Genomic DNA, 22,969 nt, shown 5'->3' with positions numbered 1-22,969 from the left:
CAAAATGACCAGGGCTGGGCGGTTTGTGGCTAAAGATCGTCGATCTATGCGAAGTAATTGGTTACCGTTAGTGTCCCGGCGGTAGCGTCACTGCCGGCCATCTTGATACCTGTAACTTCGGCCACCAGGTCGGTGTCTTTAGAAAAGGCAGCGGTACCATTATTGGCTGAGAGAAACGTGCGGGTTCCCCATCGGAAAAACACCGCTTCGTTCGCCGCCATAACTTGTGCTCCACTAGAGGCTTGATTTTTATCTTGGTAAGCTGCCAAAGCAGCCTGCTCCAAAGTTGTACCAGTCTTCAATCCAGCATTAAACAGACTCGATGGTTGCTCAGAGGTAAGCAGATTGTTGTTGTAGTCAAGCTGGATACGATCGCCCAGGGTGGCATCAAACCCCACAATACGATCAAGCGCCGCCAGGGTTGACTGGCCCAAGGCCTCGACCTGCGATCGCCCGGTGTAGACGATGCGATCGGCTCCAGTACCGCCAGTTAGACTGTCAGCTCCGCCTAGACCCAAAAGAGTGTCATTACCACTGCTGCCAGCAAAGCTATTGCTTGCCGCAGTACCCAACAAGGTGTCGTTGCCAGTGCCGCCAGTCGTCAGTAACCCGCCGCGCTCAAAGGCCCCGACATCGGGCAAAAAGTCACGGGTAAACTGGCGCTGATCTTGGGTGGGCACGCCCGTGACCTTCACGCCGGTATTGATAGCTGGGCTACCCGACAGCAGCGGATGCACCAAGTCATCGCCAATTTTCAGCAGCGGCCCCAGCAGTGGATCGACGATGCGACTGTTGGCAGCCACCCGCGGTCCAGAGTTTACCGGAGCCGGAAACTCAATATTGCCGCCGCCATCGCGGGGGGTGTAGCCCACCTGGTTCTGCCGCGTATCGACTGCCCTGTTAAAGGCGACAATCGAATTGCGCAGAGTAATTGAGTCTTTATTGCCGCTGTTCATCCATAGCGCACCATTGGCCCGCCCGGCATAGTTGTTAACAATGGTGGAGTTCACAATGTTGACTGGGGCTGTTGCGTCGGTATTGAGGAACATCGCACCACCCGCATCACGGGTTACTCGATTACTCGAAAAAGTCGAGTTGGTAATGTTGACGGGTAGCTTAGTTTGTACCCACAAACCACCTCCCTGGCCATCAGCCAGGTTATTCGCCACCGAAATGTTTTGCAGCGTAATACTACCGCCATTGGCTTCAATGCCTCCACCACGAGCCAAGTTTCTGGAGCTGAGGCTAACCGAATTATTGAGCAGGGTGCTATCTTTTACAATCAGCTTTTCGTTACCGTAGCTCCAGGCATAAATTGCCCCACCACCACCTTTAGCTTTGTTGGATTCAAAGAGGCTGTCTTGAATTAACAGCGGGGTTCCTTGGGTAGTACTGGTGCCACCGGGGCCAGTACCATCACCAAAGATAGCGCCTCCTCCATCGCCAATAGCTGTGTTGTTGAGGAAGGTAGATCTCGTAACGGTTGTAGGGCTAGAGAAGTTGTAAATAGCGCCGCCGTTAAAGCCCTTGTTATTGGTGAAGCGAGAGTTTTCAACAATTAAAAACGATGCTTCTCCGACTCCTCCTGAACCATTGGTAGAAATTGCTCCACCGCTGAAGCCATTGTTGGTACGACTGCCATCATTACCAGTAAAGCTACAGTCAATCACTCTGGCTTCAACCCCTGCCCAAAGCATTAGACCGCCGCTGCGATCGGCTTTATTGTTGTTGAGTTGGCAACCCATAAGGGTAATGCCACCATAGTTAGCCACACTCACCCCGCCCCCTGCGCCTCCAGTGGGTGCGTTGCCATTGGCAATGATCAAGTTTTTGAAGGTGGCCGTTACTGGGTTGTTTGAGCCTCCTACCTGAAACACTCGGCTGCGGTTGTTGCCGCTAATGGTGAGATTTGCAACCTCAGTGGCATCGATAGTGAGGTTGCGGCTCAGGTACAGCTCACCACTGGTGAGGGCAATAGTTTTGTTGGCCAAGGTCGAGGCAAACTTGATTACGCTGCCCGCCGGGGCTGAAGCAATGGCAGCCCGTAGAGATCCCGCACCATTGTCGGCGGTACTGGTGACTGTGATGATATTGAGGTTACCAGCATAGCTAGCCTGGGCTTCGGTGCTCAGGGCTATGGCTGTCTCAATAGAGCCGGTGACTAGCTCAAAGTCCCAGTCGCCCAAGCTGCCAGTGATATTGTCAGAGGCGGCAACATCAGCTCCGGTGATCTGGCTAAGGCGATCAACAAAGTCGAACCCGCTAAGGCCAAACCCCACATTACAGCCGTAGAGCAGCAAATCGGCCCCATCGCTGAGCGATCGCCCCCACTGGTTGAGTTGCGAGCCATAGCTATCGAGGGTGTTGGCGTTAAGCGCCGTTGCCCCTAAGGTTAGCCCACCCGCTTCGCCATGGGAGAGCAGGTGGATGCTATCTAGGCCAGAGTACGATCGCAGCGCTTCTGTAATTTGGTCAATACCATCCCGAGCCGAGTCAAGAAACACCACATCCAGGCTAGGGTTGAGGCCTTTGAGCAGAACATCGGCATTGGCGATCGAGTCATCTACAAAGACAATGCCTTTAATCAAGCTAGGAACACTTTGAGTTTGAGTCGTCATTTTTTCTCCAACCTACAGGGGATAAATGCCGTCTCAATGCCTTTACTAGAGCCTCAGACTACGATCTAAGGCTCGTACATTTAGTGTGTCTCCGTTATTAGGTGTGTGATGACTCGCGTGGCTACAATCCAAAGCTTTAGGTGAGGATCAGCTGGCACTGAATAGCTGGATCCGTAGAGACAAATTGATGTCAGTAAAAGGCAAAGACGACAAACAAAACTGGTAGGTAAATGCCCTGAAGTAATGCACGATTGAGGATGTGATTTAGCGGGTCTAACTTTACAATCACTCACATTCCTCAACTACCTTACACTAACTTTATGAATCCTCATTGCCTTCCGTATACTTACCCGACATTTTTCGTAAACGGATGCTCAAAGGCGGGCAAAATACCACCTAGACTTCGCCACAGCTTAATGTTAGCTAAACCTAAAGGTTAAAAAAAGCGCTTTCTCGTAGCCGAGATAGCGCTCTCAACAATCAATCAGGCAAAACAACTAAAAGATGCCCTAAGCAACTTCGCTTTCTTCTTGCTGGCGCCTACGCAAGGCCGCTACACCCATGCCGATGAGGCCAGGAAGTAACGCAGGAGTTGGTACTAACCCTACACCAGTGCCGCTGCCGTCATTGATGCCAGGGGCAGTAATAGACTGATAACGGACACCAAAGTTGTCAAGAGTGAATGAGCTTACAGAACCATTAGCAGGATTATTAAAAGCTAGCACTGGATTAAATTCACCGGTGCCTCCTTTGGTAACCCCACCATTGCTGCCACCTTGGCAGTTGTTACCGTCGGTGAAGCAAACTTCAATAGCACCGAACTGATTAGGGAAAGCACCAGAGCGATCATTGTTGAAAACAGAAGTTGGAAGGTTACCACCGCTATCAACTCTTGTGTTTCCATTGCCGCTATTGGCCAGGCCACCACCCACGCCACGTAAGTTTGGTGAAGTGTTAAATCCTATAGCAGAAATTCTACTCCCTGCAACAGTAGAATTATTTGTGATGGAAACGTTAAAGAAAGCTTGAGTTACATCAGGCAAGGAGTCAACTATGTCAAACCCTAAGAAGGTAAACACAGCTTTAGCGGTAAGCCCAGGGATAGGAGTTGTATCAACATTCCCGTCAAAATCAACGGTGAAGAATTTACCTGCATCCGCACTAGTAACGGTTACAGCCTTTTTGTCTGAAGTGAAAGTGAACGCCTGAGCTGGTTGAGAAGCAATTAAGCTACTGGCAACCAGAACGCCTGCTGTCAGAGCAGAAGCAGTGAGTCGGTTTAATGTGGTCATTTATAGTCCTAATTGAAAGAGGGCTAGTTGAATGAGTTTTGAGATCAATCGCCAGGTTATAAAGCCCTAGGCATTGATCATTTAAGTTGCAAAAAACCGAGGCAAGTTTGTCTAAATACAAACAATTTGGTTAAGACTAAATTGTCATAGATTTCTGGCAACCTGGTAGCGCATCTCCCCTGTAGAACCAGTGGCCTATAAACATATGGTAGCGAATTAGTTGAGATTAAACCCAAAATCTCAATAACCCTTCAATATTGAGTATAGAATGTTCTATGTACAAATGTCAGCCATAATTTTAGCTTTTATAAAAATCCTACAAAAAAGCTGTTGCGAAAAATACTGACTAAAAAATATTTGGTGAAATTTATGCTTTTGCTTGTTTTTTTGATCGCTCAATCAGTACCATCATGACGTAGTAATACACCGTAAGCAGTGCACCCACAAAAATTTGGCCACCCCAAAAGCCGTGCCAAAAATCAAACCACCAAGGCCCCCAATACACATGAGCAATTGTCACTAACATCAACCGAGGGATGTTGAATAGCAGCGAAATAATCATCGCGATGCTAATTAGCATTGCCATCTGCCGCGGCTTTTGCTTGTAGAGGATTCCCATGAAAAAACCAGTAGCGGCAACAGAAAGGGCCATGTCTAACCCATTGCAACCCCATCCTACTTGCACCGCACCTTTGGGGAAGGTGATAAAAACGCCCTCCTGCACTGCTGGGAAGCCAACAGCCCGCATGGCTGCGCTACTCACCTCAGCCATTTTGATTTCAAGAAACTGGTAGGGAGTAAAAAAATCCCAAATGAAGCGGGAAGTATACCCTATACGGGGATAGGTGGTTAAGCCGATTAAAGCGGTAGGCACCATAAACCGGCCAAAAAAGCTGGTTCCCCATGTACTGCAAGCAATACCCGCCAAAACCACCAGCCATAAAAATGCCTGAGGCCAAATCGCAAAGCGACAAAATGGAAATAGCACCGCTGCTCCCACAATCAGCAATTGCCCAAGCAGGCGATCCTCTTCAGACGCTTGCAGGGTTTTAAGTACAGAGCGACGGTTCCATAGCTCTGCAGCAGCTAATCCCAGCATGCACAGCACTAAAAACCAGCCCACCTTGCCTTTAAAGGCTCTTGGTACTAAGTATCCTAGCCACACCGGCAGATAAACTAGCCCAACGGTAAGCCCCAGCAACACAATGCGCCCGTGGGAGTCCTTGGTTAAAGTAGCTACCCAACCCCAGACAGTTTGTAGGTGAGATTTAAGGTATAAGGTAGGGGCTGCCATGATTAAACAGAATAATGGGACGTAGCTGTAAAGCAACTGAGCTAAAGCATTAGCTGCTTTGTTTTTTAGTGAACTATGGTCCTAGCGGTTGTGCTTAATGCCAGTTCTGCCCAGTGCTAATAGCCCTAGCCCGATAACGACCTGAGTACTGAGCATTGACATCATGGCCTGAGTGGTGCTGTTGCGAGCGTTTTGGCTGAGTGCTTCGGCTTGAACATCAAGTTGGCTTAGAGCTTCTTCAATACGCTGAGGAGTAACATCGGAGGATAAGTTGGGATTCACCTGTGCGGTTTGTAGTTGAGAGCGTATCTCTGTTGCTTCGCTCTTAATAGTGCTAAGCGCCTGATCTTGCAGCACCAACCCATCGCGAATGACAATCACTCCCGACAGTAAGAACAAAATGCCCCCTACCAAGCAGGCCAACGCCAAATAGCGAGACAGTGATCGCTGCCCAATGCTGCTATAGACCACCATGGCCACACCGAGAAACAGCAAAATGCTACGGCCACTCACCTGCTGCATTAAGCTAATCCGCCATTCCAGCGCCATTGGATCTGGGGGAATAGCCGCAGTCAAAAGATTTATAGCAAAGCCAACAATGCAGGCTATGCCTACCACCCAAAAGATGTTCTCTACGGAAAAGGAGCGGTTACCAGACGCAAAGAGAGCAGACGGAGTTGGAGTGCTAGTCATGGCTACTGCGGATTAACTGTAAACAACAGGTCTCAAAGAGCACAGTTCTAGACCTGTGCCTTAAGTAGGTTTTCTAGGTTAAGCAGCCAGAAACAGGACAATATTGGTGAGTTCAGAAAAATCACACAGAAATCTCATAATCGCATTACCTTGAACGGATTGGTAATTTCAACCTTTGGGTGTGGTATTAGGCTGGCGATCGCCTGCCGTTCAACTTGGGTCTCATGCCAGCGCAGGCCAAGCAGTACGGCGACAGTTACCACTTGGCCTGGTTCTTCCATTTGAGTCAGAATGAAGCCGAAGGCAGCAGTGCTTAAGACAAAAAATTTACACATGTCGTCTACGCAAAACCAGCGCCAAGCGATAAAAGCTAGAAATAGATAGCTAAACAGACCTAAAAAGCCTAAATCGCCCCAAAGACCTGCCCAGGTAAATAATGGAAAGTACATCGTAGACTGTTGGGGCAACCAACTTTCGTAGACAAGGTTAAAAACCTCAGCAGAAGCAGGATGCACAGTTGCTCCAAGAGGAACGAGTAATCGCGCATAGTCTCTCAGTATCCAACCACCTAAACGACTAACGCTATGTCCAGGACCAAGGCCGAATAGCCAGTTGACTAACGATGTAAAATGAGTAGGAATAATTCTAAACGCAGCTGTTTTGATCAGCGTTGCTTCTCCATTTGGCCCGTAGAGACCTTCGCGACCTAACCAGTTTCGGTAAGGGCTAAGAAACTCATAGTCTAGGTTAAAAATAGCCCATTGTCCTGCGGCTATGACTGCAATAAGAAGAATAGCATATAGGACTAATTTGCCTAAATTTTTGTATTTGGTAAGAACAAGTAAAATACCACCACCTAGTAAGCCCACAAATACCTGTTTTGAGTCGGATATTTGAGTTTGAAATACCCCTCCAAGTAGCAAGGAGCTACGAAGCCATAAAGGCCAGTTTTTATATCGATTAAAAACATAAAGACCGACATAAACTGTCACCGTGCAAGATATATAGTTGCCAGCACTGCCACCACCGCCGCCAAAAACACCAGTAATGTTATCTTCGAGAGTTCCACCCTGTGGTTTAGGAATAATGCCTGCAGGTATCAATATCCACTGAGCTAGAGCAATGCCTAGATTAGAAAGCGTAAAAATAATGATCCACCTGCGAAATTTAATTAATTGCTGGCCTAACAGCGGTGAGACTGCTAACGCTACCAAGAATATGTAGGGCTCAGCCAATAGCATGAAATAGATAAATACGTTGACTAGCCCCGCTTGGTTGAGCAGAGCACTGGCCATCATAATAATTAGTAAGCCTCCAATAGCAAAGCTGAGACTGGTCATAATTTTTCTTTGTGCTCGCTCCTTTAGAGGAGAATTTAACAAGACAATGATTGTAATTGCTGGAATAATAATAAAGTGGGCAAAGTTTAAAGGCGACGGAAATCCTAAATTGGTAAAGAAACGAGGATAGAAAACTGTAGCGAAACCAACCACAATTAAAGCCAAGCTACTTATTTCACCTGCTTTTTTTGCGTATGTATAAGGGGTATTCATAGGCTGGACTTTGCCAACTGTTATTGACTCGTCTGAAATTAATTAAGTAGACAGCGATAAAAATCTAAGTATTGTTGTGAGGTGATCTCTTGTTTGAATGCTGTGTTAATAAAGGGTTTCCGAGATTCTGGATAGACTAATGCCTCAGCTATTGCCGTAATAAGGTTTTCTAAAGGGCTGTCGTTCAAATCAAAGTAGTGGCACTGGGGTGACGCAATTTCATGAAAAATGGGAATATCAGAACAAACCACTGGGCAACCAGCTGCTTGAGCCTCTATTAGCGGTAAGCAAAATCCTTCCGTAGAGGAAGGCATTACGAAAAGGGTCGCTTGCTCGTAGAGCCAGTTTAACTTGCTATCGTCTAACCCAGAGAGAAACGTTATCTGGTCTTGTAGATCGAGGCTATTAACTAACTGGTGCAAGCTTGAGGTTTCAGGGCCGGGGCTACCTACTAAAATTAGCTGAGTCTCAGAGTCAATTTTGTTGTTTTTTAAAAGGGCGTTATAGGCTCGAATTAGTAAATCTAGATTTTTGTTTTTACGATGCTGGGCTACACCTAAAATAAAGAGTCTATGTTGTTGGTCTTTTAGCACCTGAGGTGGGTTCGATTGACCGCTGTTGTTTTCAACTGAGTTATAGATAACCCTAAGAGGTTTACGCTGATCCATCTTGGGAAAGTGGGTTTTGAGCGCTTCTAATGTGGTTTTAGAGACGCAGGATAGACCATCACTTTGATTAATACACTGATTTAGAAACCACTGGTTAAACCACACCTGAGGAAAACCAAAGTTTTGGGGATACTCGTAGGGATATAAATCGTGAATAGTTGCAACCACAGGACAGTTAAACCATTGCCGCACGAATGGTAGGGGAAAGGACAGATGGACAATGTCAGGGCAAAGTCGGTTGGCTAATTTAGGTAAATCGGTTAAGAACCACTGATTACGACCTATTGAGCTGTTTTTAATATCTACATCGACTAGCCGAATTTTAGATGAAGTAAGGCCAAAGCCATGGGCAAAATAATGAGTCTGCCAAGCCCCAATAATGACAGTGACTTTGCTTACCTCATCACACTCAGCCAGGCCCTGAGCCAAATTGGCTCCATGGCGACACACTCCAGTTGGTCGATCAGGCCGATGCAAGACAGGAATAAGCACATGCATAGAGCTATACCTCTACTGGTAGGTGCTGCACAGTCTTCTGATAAAGCGTGTCTAATCGCTCACCAACAACATTCCAGCCGTAGTTATCGCTGACAAGTCTTTTGCCGGCGGCGCCCATCTTTTCTCGTAGAGACGAGTCCTGGGCCAAGCAAACCATTGCCTCAGCCATAGTTTGCATAGTTTGATTAGGGGTATTGGCTAAAACCTTAAATCCTGTTTCTTTCGTAACTTGCACGGCTGGCCCACCTAAATCTAAACAAATTACGGGACGCCCGGCAGCCATACCCTCAATGCACACCCAACCACCCGAATCGTGCAGACTAGGATGCACCAGTATGTGACATTCTGCTAGCTTAGCCAAAGTATCTTCACGGGTGAGCCGACCCCAAAACTTAACTTGGTGGGCTACTCCCAGATCGGCAGCTATTTGCTGTAGCTTTGTCAATTCTGGGCCTTCGCCTACAAGCCAGTATTCAGCATTAGGTAGCTTAGCTTGGGCAAAGGCGCGTATGCCAAGATGATAGCCTTTCCAGTGGAGTAGGCGACCCATACTAATAAATCGTAGAGGCTGGGCAGGAGGTAAAACATACTGCTTTAGAAAAGTGAGCTCTTCTTCAAGAAGCCCTACTTCAGGCACAATTTCGATCGTAGAGGCTCCCATTTTGCGTAGACGCTCAGCGGTATCAGCGGTGGTCGCTCTAACCACGGTGCTCTTTTTAGCCGTAAGGCGAGCAAAGGGGTCATACTCACCAATTTTACGCACTAGGTCTCGGCTGATTTCATAGACTTTAGCTCGCAAGCCAAAGTCTCGCCAGAAAGAGGCTGGTGCGGTTTCGCCGCCGCCCACTGGCCCCCAAATAAAGGGGATGGGCAAGAAAGCCAAAAAGCTAGGGCTAGAGTATTTAACAAAGGTAACGTGGTGAGCTAGGTCAAACCCAATTTTCTGATGAAGCTCTTTAGCGACAAAGTAAGCCTGAATTTGCCAGAGATAATAGTGAATCTGCATGGCTCCAGACTGGCCCCAGCGCAGGCTATCTTGCCAGAAGGGTAGGGTGAAGTAGACAAAGTGCAAATTGGGGACGGGGTGACGGGCTAACTCTGCTTCGATCGCATCTTTACTTTCATCAGGCCGAGTTAACACCCAAACCTCGTGGCGTTTGGCTACCTCTCGGGCGACGTTCCAACCGACACCACGTTCTGAGCCTCGGCCCGGCTCACAAGAATAGGCAGAAATAAGAATTTTCATAGTTAATGTTAGGTTTAATCGGCTTTGCCCTAGTGCAATTTACGACTACGCTGGCGAAAATCCGGAGATTGCCCGCCGCCATAGACTAATCAGTCGGTCAGCAATGCCGTTGTGGCTATAGTTTTGGTGTACCCGCTGCACAAAGTAGGTTTTGGTCTCTTGGTACCAGACGGGGTCAGACAGCAGCCTGTCTAAGATATTGGCTAAACTCTCCGCATCGTCTTCTGCAAACACCAGATCGGGACGACCAATAACATTAGGGATCTCACCACATGTAGAGCCAACCACCGGGATTTCTGTAGCCATAGCCTCGATTAAGACATGGCCAAACTGTTCTTTCCAGGTATCAACTGTACGAGAAGGCAAAACTAAAGCATCGAACTGCTGCATTTCTTGAGGTACTTCGTCGTGCCGTACCAGCCCCCGCCAGTCGATTTGGTCTTGTACTCCTTCGGTGACAGCAAGCTGATGTAGAGCTTCTTCTTCAGGGCCAGAGCCACAAATTGCAAGCTGAATATATTTGCCCCTATCCTTCAGCAAGCGTGTTGCCTGAATTAGAGTATCTACCCCCTTTGAGACAGATAGGCGACCTACAAACCCTACAGTGAAGTTTGTTCTGGAGCGGGGTTGAGTTGGAGGAGTAAAAATTTGGGTATCTACCCCCATCTGGGGCATCACTTCGATTAGGCCCTCAAACCCCCATTGCTGAGTCAATGCTGCCCCCTCGCCGTTGCCTGCAATGACACCGTTGGCGGTGCTTAAAATAAATCTGCGTATCCACCGACGAAAGCTTGAAAGCTGCCGATCCATGTTCTCCCAGCCAAAGAACACGATTGGAATGTTAGCGAGCCTAGCCACAATCGCCATTTCGAAAGCAGCCAGAGAGAACACCTCGTGCTCTACCTGAAGAATATCTGGCTGAAAGGTGGATATGGCTTGCCAAATGGCTAAGGGCGAGTACAGTACTGCCCCTACGCGCCCAGAGAACAAGATTTTAGCCGGAAATAGCTGTATCTCAGGAAAGGGAGCTTCGAGGGTAAGCACCTTGTTCCACTCGTGGGCTTTCCAATGTTGAGGGGCGAGGAGGGCAACCTCTACATCGTCTTTTGCCGCGATCGCCGCTAGTTTGCCCTGGTTCAAACCAACTACGTAGGCGTGGCTGACAAAAAGTACCTTGAGTGGGGCTGATGCCGTGACGGATGCAGCATTAGCCCCAATGGGTTTTTCTAGTATTTCCATCGGTTTAATGTGTTATTGGGTTGGCGTTAGATTAAAGCTTCGTAGACCTGTGCAACCTGTTCACCAACCTGTGGCCAGCGAAAGCGCTGTACTCGCTCAAGCCCTTTTTGAACCAAATGTTGGCGCAGAGCTGGATTAATATGCAGGTTGAAAATGGCCTTGGCAATACATTCTGGGGAGTTAGGGTCAACCAGCACAGCACTATCCCCAGCGACCTCTGGCAGCGAGGAGGTTGTAGAGGTAATGACCGGCAAACCGCAGGCCATGGCCTCAAGGACAGTTAACCCAAAGCCCTCATATAGAGAGGGTGCCAGTAGGCAATCGGCTGAATTATAAATTTCAATGAGCTGCTGGCGATTGGGTTTGCCTAGGTCGTAAATTAGGCTACTTAAGCCTTGAGTCTCAACAAATTGCTGGTGTTCGGGGGTAAAGGCATCACCCACCCGCCAGAGACAGGCATCTACACCTTGGGTCGTCAAAATATGCAGAGCGTTGAGAATACCCAGGATATTTTTACGCTGGTGGGTAGAGCCAACGTTGAGCAGGCATATACTTTTGGGCGATTTGCGGTATCGATCTTGGGGAAATAGGTTAGGTGTTTGGTCTAATACCTGGAACTCAGCACTGACGCCATTGGGTATGACCTCAACTTTCTGCTCCGCAATAGGGAGATGACTAACGATATCTCGCTTTGTGTTTTCAGAAACAGAGATCACCGCATCGGCTTTTGCTAAACCACCAACGGAATACTTCCAAGTGGCCATGCTGAGGGCTGGTAGACGGGCCTGGTCTTTTAGAATCTCAGGCTGAATGAGCTGAACCAGGTCATGGCAGGTAACCACGGTGCGCTTTTGTTTTTTTTTAAGCCAGTAGGCTACATGACCACTGGTGTGATCAATAATATGGAACACGTCTGCATCGAGCTGGCTGACAGTTTTGGGGTGGTGCCAAAATCGCTCGTAGTATTTTTTTAGGCCTGTACCAGACTTCCACGCGTCTTCGCCGTCTTGCCACCAGGGTCTCGGGGCGACTTCGGTTATTTTCCAAGTAGGTCGGGCCTGCTTGAGACCGGCCACCAAATTATCTGCATAGACATCCATGCTAAAGGCGATTTTAGGCGCTCTTCGGACTATAACGACGTGCATAATAAATGTCTCAGAGTTAGTGGAGGTTTGATACTGGAGCCTTAGCCTTGGAAGCAGGAGTCATCAGGCTACGCAAACCGCCTAAGACCCGTTGAATCAGTTGAGGGCGTTCGTGGGGGGCGAATAGCCAGACGATGGCGGGTTTCGCAAGGGCACTTGGCATAAGTCCTACCCAAAGAAACCAGAGGCTGAAAACTAGTCGCTTGGGCAAGTTGTAGTCGGAATATTGCCATAACGCGCGAATGCCCAACCCGGTTAGCTGCCAACGAGTATCGGTTGGCACTGGGTGTTGATCTGGGTCAAGTCGTAGCGAAGCTAAGCGTGACCAAACTCGGCCAAAAGAACGCATATAAAGGTCGCTAGGCACCTCGTAACCTAGTTGAGGCGCCCAAGTTTGTAATAGCTGGCAGCGTTGTAAGTCATGGCGAATGAAGCGATGAAACCGGCTGCTGGTAACCGTAGTCATTGCCCATTGGTTGCTGTCGTGAATACGGTAAGCCCCCAATGGCTCATCGATGGCAACTACATCACCGTATAGCGGAATCAGTACTGATAAGTAATCGTCAGAAGTCGTAGCGTATTCAGCCGCAATAGGCATTACCTTAGCAAGTGCTGCTCGGGCTATAGCGTTGCCACTTGTAGCTACCCCATTGTAGGTACCTTGATTAACTAAAATTTGCCATACTTTACCAGTGTCAAGAGGTAGGGTGGCAGGGGGCATGGCATAGTCACGTGAAGCCCCTTCGCTATCTACTACCTCCAGGCGATAATGCACTTTTGAAATGCCAGGTCGCCAAGCTGAAACTACTTTTTCTACAGCATTGGGATAGAGATAGTCATCAGAATCTAGAAAGATGATGATGTCACCTTTGCTGTGGGCAAAGCCGTTGTTAAAAGCAGCACCCTGTTTACCATTAGCCTGAAAAATAGGAACAATTCGATCATTGTAGCTCTCGATAATTTGTCGAGAACCATCGGTAGAGCCATCGTCTACAACAATAACTTCGACGTGAGCATAGGTTTGCGTCAGGGCGCTGTCGATAGCTTGGGAAAGAAAGTGATCATAATTATAATTATTAATGATAATGCTTGAAAGAAAATTTTTGTTCATAACTTGAACCCAGGATAGTAAAAGACAAACTCTAATGTATTGTCCTGTCTTTATTGCCAAGAAATATTTCTCTTGATGATTTGCGCTGGATTACCTGCTATTAAACAGTTCTCTTCATCAAAAGCTTTACTTACCACAGATCTAGCTGCGACCACACATCCATCCGGAATAACTGAGCCGTTTAAGACCAAAACGCCACAGCCAATCCAAACGTGGTTTCCTATTTTAATGCCGTTGTTTTTTTGTTTTCGATCAAGGTAAGTGATTTCATGAAAGTTTTCATCCATGAGCTGGCAATCCCAAGAGACTATCGAATGATGTCCAATCTCAAGTTTATGCGCAATTAAAAACGAAGTTCCTGAGTTTACATATACTCCATCCCCAAATTTTGCGCGGCCAGTTTTCTCTATATTAATCTTGCTTCCAACACCTAGCGAGAAATCACCAAGAAACAAAGTTTCCCCTTCGTTATGCAAAACAGTTTCACTTCTATTGGGCAAGATCAGTGTTGTTTTATAATGAATCCCAATTCTGATAGTTTTATTTGTTTCTATTCCTTCTAATCCAATAATTTTAGCTCTTTTGTAAGCTAAGATTTTTCTACCCAAAATTCGAAAAAATAAATATCGAGCAATGACAGCTATGGGAAAAGTTTTTTGCTGAGAACAGTCTCGAAAAAACTTTCTTAACTTATTCCCAAGCTTTTGAGCATTAATTAGAAAAAAAATGTAGCAAACCAAGATAAGGTTTCCTCCAAGCTATATATCCTTAACAAAACAATAACAATTGTGCGTGCGGATTTTTGTAAAAAAAAATTTTCTATATTTCCGTTAAAAATTTTATTTCAGGCTAAGTATTGAAGGTTTGCCTTCCCCAATGCCAACGCTAAGGTGCTTTCGATAGCTTGGGCGATGAGACGGTCGTAGCTATAGCTGTGATGACAATACTAACCATAAATTATAAATTCACAAAAGATCTCACAACAAGTGAATGATGTCTACCACTTTTTAATTCAAACTCTAACTAATTAGCTCATGCACACTTAAACCAACCTTTGATAAATTAATCTCAGTCTGTAATACAAAATTATTAAGTTTATTTCATTTTTTTGAGAAAATAGCTATTAGCCGAATAGTCCTTTATCATTTCTTCCGGATTAGCATCTAAGCTTTTTTCCTCAGGTAAGATGTGCTCAAGTAAGTGAAAAGTCTTTTCGGATAAAAACTTTTTCTCATTTTTATGAACTCTGGAAGATGAGTAGTCATTCAACAACCTGAAGTAGTATAAGTCTCTGCAAAAATTCTCCTTTTCTTATTCAATCTGAAGTTTTGTATAGATAGATATTATGGATCTATATATACCTACTGCTAAATGAACACAGGGCCAACGCCCAAAACTAGAGCGAGCAGTTTGATATAGAAGCTTGTCCACCATTATCTTTTAGAACAGCAACGATGCGATTGCCATGGCTAGCAACAATTTATAGAGAACTGTCAGTTGAGCAGTCCTCTACAACAATTACTTCAACATGAGAGTATGTTTGAGTAAGAGCGCTATCAATGGCTTAAGGCAGAAAGCGTTCATGAATATAATTCTTAACGACAATGGTAAACAGAAACCTATCTTGCATAATTAGATCTTTGAATATTTAAAAACCTATACCTTTGTGTTATGAATCAGCCTAATCTCGCTCAGATGTACCATTGCAGAACTGTAGCCGAAACCTTTCTTTGATTGCTATCCAGCGAAGCCGAAACATGACCATTGTAAACTGAATTTTTTGCCATGAGTTTTCAAAACGCTCATCCTTCCACACGCGCCAGAAGAATCTAAAAGGAGGTTTTAGGAATAGAACAAAATCTGTAAAAAGGCCAAAACCAGATTTGCTATTCAACTTAAGCAAGTCATATTTTCCTCCTATAATTCTGACAGAACGCTTACGCAATGATTCCCATGTGTTACGAGCGGGATGCTTTACACAAGCTTTTGGCCCATAGAGCTGGCCATATCCAGCCGAGTAAACCCGCTGTCCCCATTCTCTATCACCACCAGACTTCAACGATTCATCAAATAAACCAACTGAGTCAATTACATCTTTGAATGTAAACAAATTTGCTGTAACCCCGAAGTGATCATTTTCGACAAATTGATCTTGAGGAAATGCAAGAGCAATAGTCTCATAAAGCTCAAAAGCATTAGGCTTACTACTATCTTTAGCGAAAAGATCAATGTGTCCAGCTATCAAGCCAACATGCTTTTGGCTACATAATGTAGCGACTCCTTCCTCTATCCAGTTTGGTGCAGGAATACAATCTGCGTCTGTAAAAGCAATCACTGAGCCTTTTGCTTGTTTTATCCCAAGATTTCTAGCAATATATGAACCAGGGGTAGGTTCGTGTAAGAGAGTAACAGATTTAAACTTGGCGGTGACAACACTAACATCCTCTTTTGAGTTGTTGTCGATCACTAATACTTCATAACGGTTTGATGGATAAGATTGCTGCTCCAGAGCCGTTAAACAGATCTCAAGGTGATCATTATCATTAAAAACTGGAATAACAACAGACACAAAAGGAAAATTCTGTGGCTTCATAGTAGTTCAAACACACAACACTCTTTGAAATCTACCGCTTCAACTAATTCAAACAAAGTCTTTAAAGGCAAGGCGGCTTCTGTAGTAAGATAAAAATAAAAGCGACTGAAGTTTCTCAGGAAGAGACAAAGATCTCATATAAGACTCAAACATCAGAGGACAGTCAGCATCAGTCGGATTGCTCGAAACATATTTGCTGCTCAAGTACGTTGCAAACCCTTTGGTTACAATCCTTTGGCTAATGGACTTAAACTCTGGAAATCTTTTTTGAATCCAGTATCCTGTTGTGGTATAGATTTCGCCAAACATTTTCCGCTTCTTGTCAATATCTAAGTTACTATAGTAGTTATCATGGAATCTATAAATTCCTAAGTTTTCTTTAGTAACACAACCAGGGCTGAGGCCGATTGCAAGATTTTTTATATATAGATCGGTAATCGCCATCCCTGAAAGCCCCTTTATTTCTGGTAGAGGAAATATTTTTTCAAGAATTTTTCGAGAAAAGCACAAATTTGAAGTGGAGGGCAAAAAATCAGCAAACTTTCCCTTTAGAAGGTCAGTTCTAAAGTCAATTCTAGCTAGTGTTTTAGCGTCTGAATCTTTTCTGATTGAGTCAAATAAAGAATTTAAAGTACCTTTCTCAATCTTGGAAGTTTCAACTGGCATTGATTCAGTAAACACCCAATCAATATTAGATGTAGTCTGAAATATATCAACTACTCGAGTTAATCTTTCTGGTAGGAATAGGTCATCAGCATCTAAAAAACATACAATTTCACCTTTGCTGACAGCAAAACCTGCGTTCATAGCTGATGCTTGACCACCATTTGCTTTCAATACGGAAGTTATTTTTCCCTTGTAGGGCTCCAAGAGATCTTTAGAATTGTCCGTTGAACCATCGTCTACAACAATCACCTCAACATTGCCATAATTCTGTGCCAATGCACTATTAATTGCATCAGTTAACAAATGCCCGTAGTTATAGTTGTTGATTAAGATGCTAACTAACGGCTGAGAAGAAATTAAAGAGTCCATAGGTTTAGAAAACATACCAATATCAACGCTTAGACTATAGATCTCAGTAAAGAACTTTTCTTACCTCATCCCACATTGATACAGCTGCCTTCTTCTGTATAATTGATGCCTCCTGGATCTTATTTCTCAAACTATCTCTATTCTCTAAACTAGTAATGATGTCAATTTTTTGGAGGATCTTTTCTTCAGATCCTATATCTTCTAAAAGGCACTCAGGGCAATTGTAATCCTTCATTAACATACGATACTTATGGCTCCAACCTGTAGCGATACAAGGCACGCCTTGAGATAAAGAGTTTATCAAACCGTGAAATCTTGATCCGATTACCGCATAAGATTTACCTATTAATCCTTTCAGTCGAAGAGGGTTTTCTTCAATAATTAACTCTACTGAATTACCAAATTTATCCTTTAAAGCTTCAGCCAGCCCAATGTCACAATTTTCATGCACCACGATCAATGGTTCAAATCCTTTCGATTGCACACCTTTTATGCTGGACTCTAGAAAATGAAAATAAGAGTTGCTTACATCCTTAGATGTTTTATCTGTCATTCGAACGTTCGGTATAATACAGATTGTATTTTGAATGTTTTCAGGTATATATTTCGGCGTAATACCTGTAAGCAAATTGGTAAAGTCAGGACCAAGTTTTATTTTCGAATTATCTTCTGCTAAATCAATCAAGTACTTGTAAGAGATATCATCTCTTGCAAATACAAGATCACTAAGAGACAAAATCTTTGAGAATTTGTCTCGAATCTCCCTATTCTTAAAAGGTCCAAATGCTTGTGGTAGCAGAACAACTTTTTTTCCTGCTTTTTTACATCTCTCTGCGAGTTCAAGCATTGCAGCTGTCTTTTCTAAACCCCATTGGTCAGAGTAGTTAAATCCAGATGCATCAAGTACCGCATTTATTTGAGGATACGTTATCAGCCCTAATCTATCTTTTGTATTTTTAGGAATCAAATTTAATGCAAGATTAGCTGATGAACCTAGAATGGGAATTTTTTTGTCCGACCAAAGAAGTTGGTGGACACCTACTTGCGATCTTTGACTATAACTACCAATCTTTACCCTCATGGCGACAATGTTATTCTCATCCCATTCTTTTAACTGCTGAACCACTGCATACAGCATTAGCTCAGCACCTTTATTCTCAAATTGAACGCCTCGAATTTCAGTAATCATTTTGTTCTCGCAATAATTTTTGTTGAGTATCCAAAGATCTAGTCTTGATTACAGACTGAATTCAATAAATCCAGTTTAAAGAGATTGACTAGTTAAATTTTCTGATTTGGCTTAAAGATTTTTTCTGTGAATAAGCTATCATCCCTGTAGGGTCTGGATATCCTAATGAAATTAACATAACAGGTCTCTCGTCAAGTTGTAGGTTCAGCAAATCTGCCATTTGTTCTTCTTTCGATTCAATGTCTGGCCAGTTGATAGGGCAGGAACTTAAGCCTAAAGTTTCGAATGCATACATTAAGGCCATAGATGCTAGAGACGCATCTATGTAAATAATGTGGCGATCTCTTTCACTAAAATAGGCTCTGAGTTTTCCAACGACAACAATAACGGCTGGAAAATTTTCGTGAAATCCTTTGGTTCCCATAGGAATAGATGAAATTTGCCGCACCAAGTCAGGATCGTCAAAAACTCTAAACTCAAACGGCTGTCGGTTACAAGCGCTTGGAGCAAGAGCAGCAACTGTAATTGCCTGATCGATTAGATCCCTTGGGACTGGTTTTTGCAAGTACCATCTAACAGACCTTCGCTGTATTGATAGATCTAAAAGAGCTTTGTAATCAACTGAAAATTGATCTAAATTTCCCCGCTTGTAAGGAATCTTAGGCGGATTAATAACTTTTAATGACTCTAATTTCAAAAACTCCTGGCGGCATTTATCAATATTTACTTCTGTCCCAGTAATTGAGAAGTATTCCGACAACACATCATGAGCCCACCCCAGTTCTTCGCAGTCCTTGTTATTTAACAAGGACTTTTTGTAAGCTTGAAACGTTTCTTCAATGTAATCTGATGCAAAGATGCTTCTTCTAGGACGCATCAAAATACCTTTCTCAATCCGATGAATATTTCTTCTTAAGAGATAGCTGTTGTGATCTTTAGAATTAAGGCTTTCTTGGTATAAGATTTTTCCATAGATACAAGCTTGATTTTCTCTGCCAAATGCCTCTGAAAAGACCGTGTAGTATAGAGAACTCAAAAAGCGTGAGCGAACTGCCACCCTCAATATATACTTCTCAGAAGTATTCTTTATAGCTGATTTGACAGAATTCTTGCTTAGGTTGATTGACATATTTCTGGAGATAAATGCGATCATCTAACACAACCATGTATAAGAAACTAGCTGAAAACTCGAGATTAAGTTTTAGCATCCAAAGAAATTGTCTAAGTTTATATTCAACTTTTCTCTAGACTTGAGTTTTTTTTGGAACTGCTGAATTTAGCATCAGGAATATTTTTTGCAGGAGACTGGGTGAAAACAAATAAATTAATCCAATATATGAAAGTGAACCAACTGCAATACAGATGCAAAGCAACACTCTTGCCGGGACGATATCGTCAGCTAAAGCTTTAATTGCAAGAATGATTAAAGTCATCGTCAACGAGGAAAAGAATGTACATCTCAGGTTTTTGAAGTAAGTTAAGAATTCAATATTAATCAGCTTTTTAATCATGATCAACGGAATCGGCGAGAACAAATACGCTCTAGCAACATATGCAGAAGCAATGGCTAAAATACCCCACTTTACTGCCAATAGATAAGCGAGTATGTTTGCTATGCCGCTAGCGCTCATAAACCCTAGTCTCCAGTAGGGTTTTCCTAAAGCTAAAAGCACTGAGTTATTAAAGTAAGATACGGACTGCAAGACTCCTACTAAAGCTAAAACACTCATAACTGGAGCACTTGGCAACCATTGGCTTCCGAAAACTACTTCAATTAGATCTTTCGAAAGTACCGATACGGCTAAAAAAGCTGGGATGGCCACTAGGCTAGTTATTTGAGTTGCGGTGTAAAATGACTTTCTTAATCGTTCTTTATCATCTTGAATTTTAGAAAAGGCAGGCAAGGCTATTTTGCTTGTAACGGTTATCAGTGTTTCAGTCATTACCAGTAATATTTTATAGGCTATTGTGTAATAGCCTAGAGCCGTGGCTCCCAAAAAATAACCTATGATTAAATCATCGCCACGTCGACTTAAGTAGTCAAATAACTTAAACCCGGTTTCCCCTAAGCCAAATGTGATTAGCATATTAGAGTTCTTTAGAGAAAGCTTTAAGCCAGGCTTCCAGTCGCTTAGAAACCAAAGAACTATCACTTGGAATAAGCTGTTTGTAAGTTGTTGGCCTACTAGGCTCCAAACTCCATATCCCCCAAAAGCCATTGTTATACCAACTAGGCCACCAAGGAAAATGGCCACTATTGATCGGATTGCAAGAGCTCTAAACTGCAGCTCCTTTTCTAAAAGTGCTTGTTGAACATTCCCAAAAGCACTGAGTACAAATGTTAAAGATAGCCCTTGTATGATAGGTGTTAATGCTGGTTCATCAAAAAACTTTGCAGCAAAGCTGGCAGTTGAGATGCCAATGATAGTTATAATTCCATTTAGGGAAATGTTAGCCCAGAACGCAGTATTTAGATCTGCTTCGTCTAAATTGTTAGATTGAACAATAGCTTGGCCTATGCCCTGATTTAGAAATAGTTGTAAAAAGCCCAGAAAAACGCTTGCTAGAGCCACAATGCCAAATGCATCTGGTTCTAAAAGTCTAGCTAGTAATGCAAATACAATAAATGAAAATAGTTGTCTTCCCCAACTTTCTACAGCAGACCAAAAAACACCCTTTACAACCTTGTTCTGCAAGCTCATTTCGCGCCTTTGTCTTTGAGTAAACAGAAAACAATGAGTCTCTAAATGCTGTACTAAGCCTAGATATAAATTACTTAGGCCAATATAAGCTGTGGATTAGAATATTGCTTTATCAGTAACCACAAGACCTATGACTCTCTTGGAAAACTATTAGAAGTATCACCGAAACAAGCTTCCTAGCACCGCCTTACTGTTTTTGCAGCTGGAAGTCATAAAACAGCGCGGTCGCATCCTAAGATACGACCGCGCCTTCAATATTTGTTTTTTGTCGGTATTAAGCTGTGGGCAGCACTACCGCTTTCCGCTGGGGTCGCTTGCGCTCAGACCGCCGTACCCCACCCGCCATCTCATACTCATAGCTATCGCGGCCAAACTTCACCTTGACCCCGCTCAGCATATGCTCCGACATCTCCCCCAGCGCCCGCTCATCCGCTAGCAACTCGCTGTATAGGCTATCAACACGCGACAGCAGCGCATTATACTGCTGCTGCTTGGCCCGCATCCCGTTAATTGCCTCCCAATACATCTCTAGCGTTTGTCCATTACCCAAATCTAGGTTCTGGCCAATCGAATCCATCGACGCAGCCCGTAGCTCAGCTTTTTCTAACTTTGCAGATAACCTTTTTCGCCTCATGTACTGTAAATGCTCCCTGGCATTAATAAACAACGGTGTTGGTAAGAGTTCCAACCTCCACACTGTAGCTAAACCTCCAAGCCCACCATCACCGTACAAATTGGGATCCTGCTAGGGTTATTTTTTAGTTAAATTTTCAAAAAGATCCGAAAATTCTCTCAAGGCATCAAGCCCTTGCTAAAAAGCATTAAAGCTTTCCTTGCACGGCTTTGGCCTTTCTTTGAAACGCTTATAGCTTTATTTGCAACCTATAAGGCTTCCTCTAAAGCATTTATAACTTCTTTTGAAAGGTTTAAGCTCTCCTTTGCAGTGTTTAAGCCATTTCAAGAAGTGCTTATAGCCTGCGACGCATTCTATAAACCATGCAAACAACAGTTCAAACCATCCTTTGCATCTATTTGGTCTTTCGCTGAACTATTTAAGCGACGCAAGCGCTACCTCTAACGAGAGCAATGCCTAGGCACACCTGTTCTACACTCTGCCCGATCGCCCAAGGAGCGCTCTAGCACAGGGCAAAGAGACTGAGATCTAAGACGACCATCAAAGCCCCTTTGCAATCAAGGTGTGACTTAAGTTGTTATTTTCCTTTACAAGGCTAACCAACCGATTCCGGAAAGCGAGCCTAACCTCTGCATACTTTCCTGAGGGTTTAGCACTTAGTAAAACGTCATTGAGAAATGCAAAACTTTCCGGATTTAGCGCAGTAGCTAATTAGTAAGCTCCCCGGCTCAGCATCACCGCACCTAGAGTTTGCACAATCAGCTGCACATCGTGCCCCAAAGACCACTGAGTCTGGTAGTCAATATCCATCTTGACGATCGCCTCAAAATCTTTGATACTCGATCGCCCCTGGGCCTGCCATTTGCCCGTTAGCCCCGGCTTAACGTTGAGCCGCTGCCAGTGGTGAGGCTTGTACTGCTGTACCTCACTCAGGGTCGGCGGGCGAGTGCCCACCAAGCTCATATCGCCCCACAGCACATTCCAAAACTGAGGGAACTCATCTAGGCTAGTGCGGCGTAAAAACTTGCCCACTCGGGTAATACGAGGGTCATTTTCGTTTTTAAAGATCAGGCCTTGAGCCTGGTTTTCTACCAAATGTTTAAGCTCATCGGCATTGGCCACCATCGAGCGAAATTTCCAAATTCGGAAGGGTTGTCCCTGGTACCCACAGCGCAATTGGCTAAAAAAGACTGGGCCAGGGTTGTCGAGCTGAATAGCAACGGCAATGGGAACCAGCAAGAACAGAGTAATTAAAACTCCTAGCAAACCGCCAACCACATCTAAGCATCGCTTCAAGGCCGAGTTAACCGATGGATGCGTGGGTGCCAACTGCACAGTATCTGGAATAACAAGAATTTCGTTCAGGGTCGCTTGGTATGCCTTAGGAGCGAAAAAGAACTGAAACATAGGTCTACCAAAGGGTTGAACAACACGTACGGCGGGCTCCAAAGGGTTACGT

At 44.3% G+C, this 22,969-nt stretch carries 19 protein-coding genes; all 19 read right to left on the bottom strand.

The window, feature by feature from the left end; genetic code table 11:
* Positions 1-44: 44 nt before the first annotated feature.
* Positions 45-2,618 (bottom strand): DUF4347 domain-containing protein, encoded by a 2,574-nt coding sequence (locus H6F59_RS11210; protein ID WP_190699085.1) that lies wholly within the window; start codon positions 2,616-2,618, stop codon positions 45-47.
* Between the two features lie 509 nt (positions 2,619-3,127).
* The gene (locus H6F59_RS11205; RefSeq protein WP_190699082.1) at positions 3,128-3,910 is read right to left on the bottom strand and encodes a cistern family PEP-CTERM protein; all 783 of its coding nucleotides are present in this window, start codon (positions 3,908-3,910) and stop codon (positions 3,128-3,130) included.
* 367 nt (positions 3,911-4,277) lie between these two features.
* Complete coding sequence (crtC, locus tag H6F59_RS11200) at positions 4,278-5,240, bottom strand: cyanoexosortase C (protein WP_242021387.1); 963 nt, start codon at positions 5,238-5,240, stop codon at positions 4,278-4,280.
* A 45-nt stretch (positions 5,241-5,285) separates the two neighbouring features.
* Positions 5,286-5,780, bottom strand: coding sequence for a hypothetical protein (locus tag H6F59_RS11195; protein WP_190699078.1), 495 nt, complete (start codon positions 5,778-5,780; stop codon positions 5,286-5,288).
* A 251-nt stretch (positions 5,781-6,031) separates the two neighbouring features.
* On the bottom strand, positions 6,032-7,450 hold the full coding sequence (locus H6F59_RS11190; protein WP_190699076.1) for a hypothetical protein: 1,419 nt from the start codon (positions 7,448-7,450) through the stop codon (positions 6,032-6,034).
* Between the two features lie 38 nt (positions 7,451-7,488).
* On the bottom strand, positions 7,489-8,616 hold the full coding sequence (locus H6F59_RS11185; protein WP_190699072.1) for a glycosyltransferase family 1 protein: 1,128 nt from the start codon (positions 8,614-8,616) through the stop codon (positions 7,489-7,491).
* A 4-nt stretch (positions 8,617-8,620) separates the two neighbouring features.
* Positions 8,621-9,862 (bottom strand): glycosyltransferase family 4 protein, encoded by a 1,242-nt coding sequence (locus tag H6F59_RS11180; RefSeq protein ID WP_190699069.1) that lies wholly within the window; start codon positions 9,860-9,862, stop codon positions 8,621-8,623.
* 45 nt (positions 9,863-9,907) lie between these two features.
* Positions 9,908-11,101: a glycosyltransferase gene (locus H6F59_RS11175; RefSeq protein WP_190699065.1), complete on the bottom strand. Its 1,194-nt coding sequence runs from the start codon at positions 11,099-11,101 to the stop codon at positions 9,908-9,910.
* Positions 11,102-11,127: 26 nt separating this feature from the next.
* Positions 11,128-12,201 (bottom strand): glycosyltransferase family 1 protein, encoded by a 1,074-nt coding sequence (locus H6F59_RS11170; RefSeq protein ID WP_242021386.1) that lies wholly within the window; start codon positions 12,199-12,201, stop codon positions 11,128-11,130.
* 61 nt (positions 12,202-12,262) lie between these two features.
* Complete coding sequence (locus H6F59_RS11165) at positions 12,263-13,357, bottom strand: glycosyltransferase (RefSeq protein ID WP_190699058.1); 1,095 nt, start codon at positions 13,355-13,357, stop codon at positions 12,263-12,265.
* Between the two features lie 50 nt (positions 13,358-13,407).
* Entirely contained in the window at positions 13,408-14,097 is a 690-nt protein-coding gene (locus tag H6F59_RS11160; RefSeq protein ID WP_190699055.1) for an acyltransferase, read from the bottom strand.
* A 740-nt stretch (positions 14,098-14,837) separates the two neighbouring features.
* Entirely contained in the window at positions 14,838-14,918 is an 81-nt protein-coding gene (locus H6F59_RS27615) for a glycosyltransferase (RefSeq protein WP_397193545.1), read from the bottom strand.
* 120 nt (positions 14,919-15,038) lie between these two features.
* Positions 15,039-15,926: a glycosyltransferase gene (locus tag H6F59_RS11155; protein ID WP_313887185.1), complete on the bottom strand. Its 888-nt coding sequence runs from the start codon at positions 15,924-15,926 to the stop codon at positions 15,039-15,041.
* Positions 15,927-15,998: 72 nt separating this feature from the next.
* Positions 15,999-16,985, bottom strand: coding sequence for a glycosyltransferase family 2 protein (locus tag H6F59_RS11150; protein WP_206755201.1), 987 nt, complete (start codon positions 16,983-16,985; stop codon positions 15,999-16,001).
* Between the two features lie 43 nt (positions 16,986-17,028).
* Positions 17,029-18,174, bottom strand: a complete 1,146-nt coding sequence (locus tag H6F59_RS11145) for a polysaccharide pyruvyl transferase family protein (protein WP_190699044.1) — start codon at positions 18,172-18,174, stop codon at positions 17,029-17,031.
* An 88-nt stretch (positions 18,175-18,262) separates the two neighbouring features.
* Positions 18,263-19,303, bottom strand: coding sequence for a nitroreductase family protein (locus tag H6F59_RS11140; RefSeq protein ID WP_190699041.1), 1,041 nt, complete (start codon positions 19,301-19,303; stop codon positions 18,263-18,265).
* 115 nt (positions 19,304-19,418) lie between these two features.
* Positions 19,419-20,876, bottom strand: a complete 1,458-nt coding sequence (locus H6F59_RS11135) for an MOP flippase family protein (RefSeq protein ID WP_190699038.1) — start codon at positions 20,874-20,876, stop codon at positions 19,419-19,421.
* Between the two features lie 274 nt (positions 20,877-21,150).
* Positions 21,151-21,453 carry a hypothetical protein gene (locus H6F59_RS11130; RefSeq protein ID WP_199325725.1) on the bottom strand — a complete coding sequence of 101 codons (303 nt, stop codon included), beginning with the start codon at positions 21,451-21,453 and terminating at the stop codon, positions 21,151-21,153.
* Positions 21,454-22,221: 768 nt separating this feature from the next.
* A complete protein-coding gene (locus H6F59_RS11125) occupies positions 22,222-22,917 on the bottom strand; it encodes a sugar transferase (protein ID WP_190699031.1) in 696 nt (231 codons plus the stop codon).
* Between the last annotated feature and the right edge of the window lie 52 nt (positions 22,918-22,969).

The organism is Nodosilinea sp. FACHB-141, assembly GCF_014696135.1.
In the GTDB taxonomy this organism is placed as follows: domain Bacteria; phylum Cyanobacteriota; class Cyanobacteriia; order Phormidesmidales; family Phormidesmidaceae; genus Nodosilinea.
The sequence above is the reverse complement of the archived record's forward strand: the minus strand, read 5'-3'. Positions and strand labels throughout refer to the sequence as shown.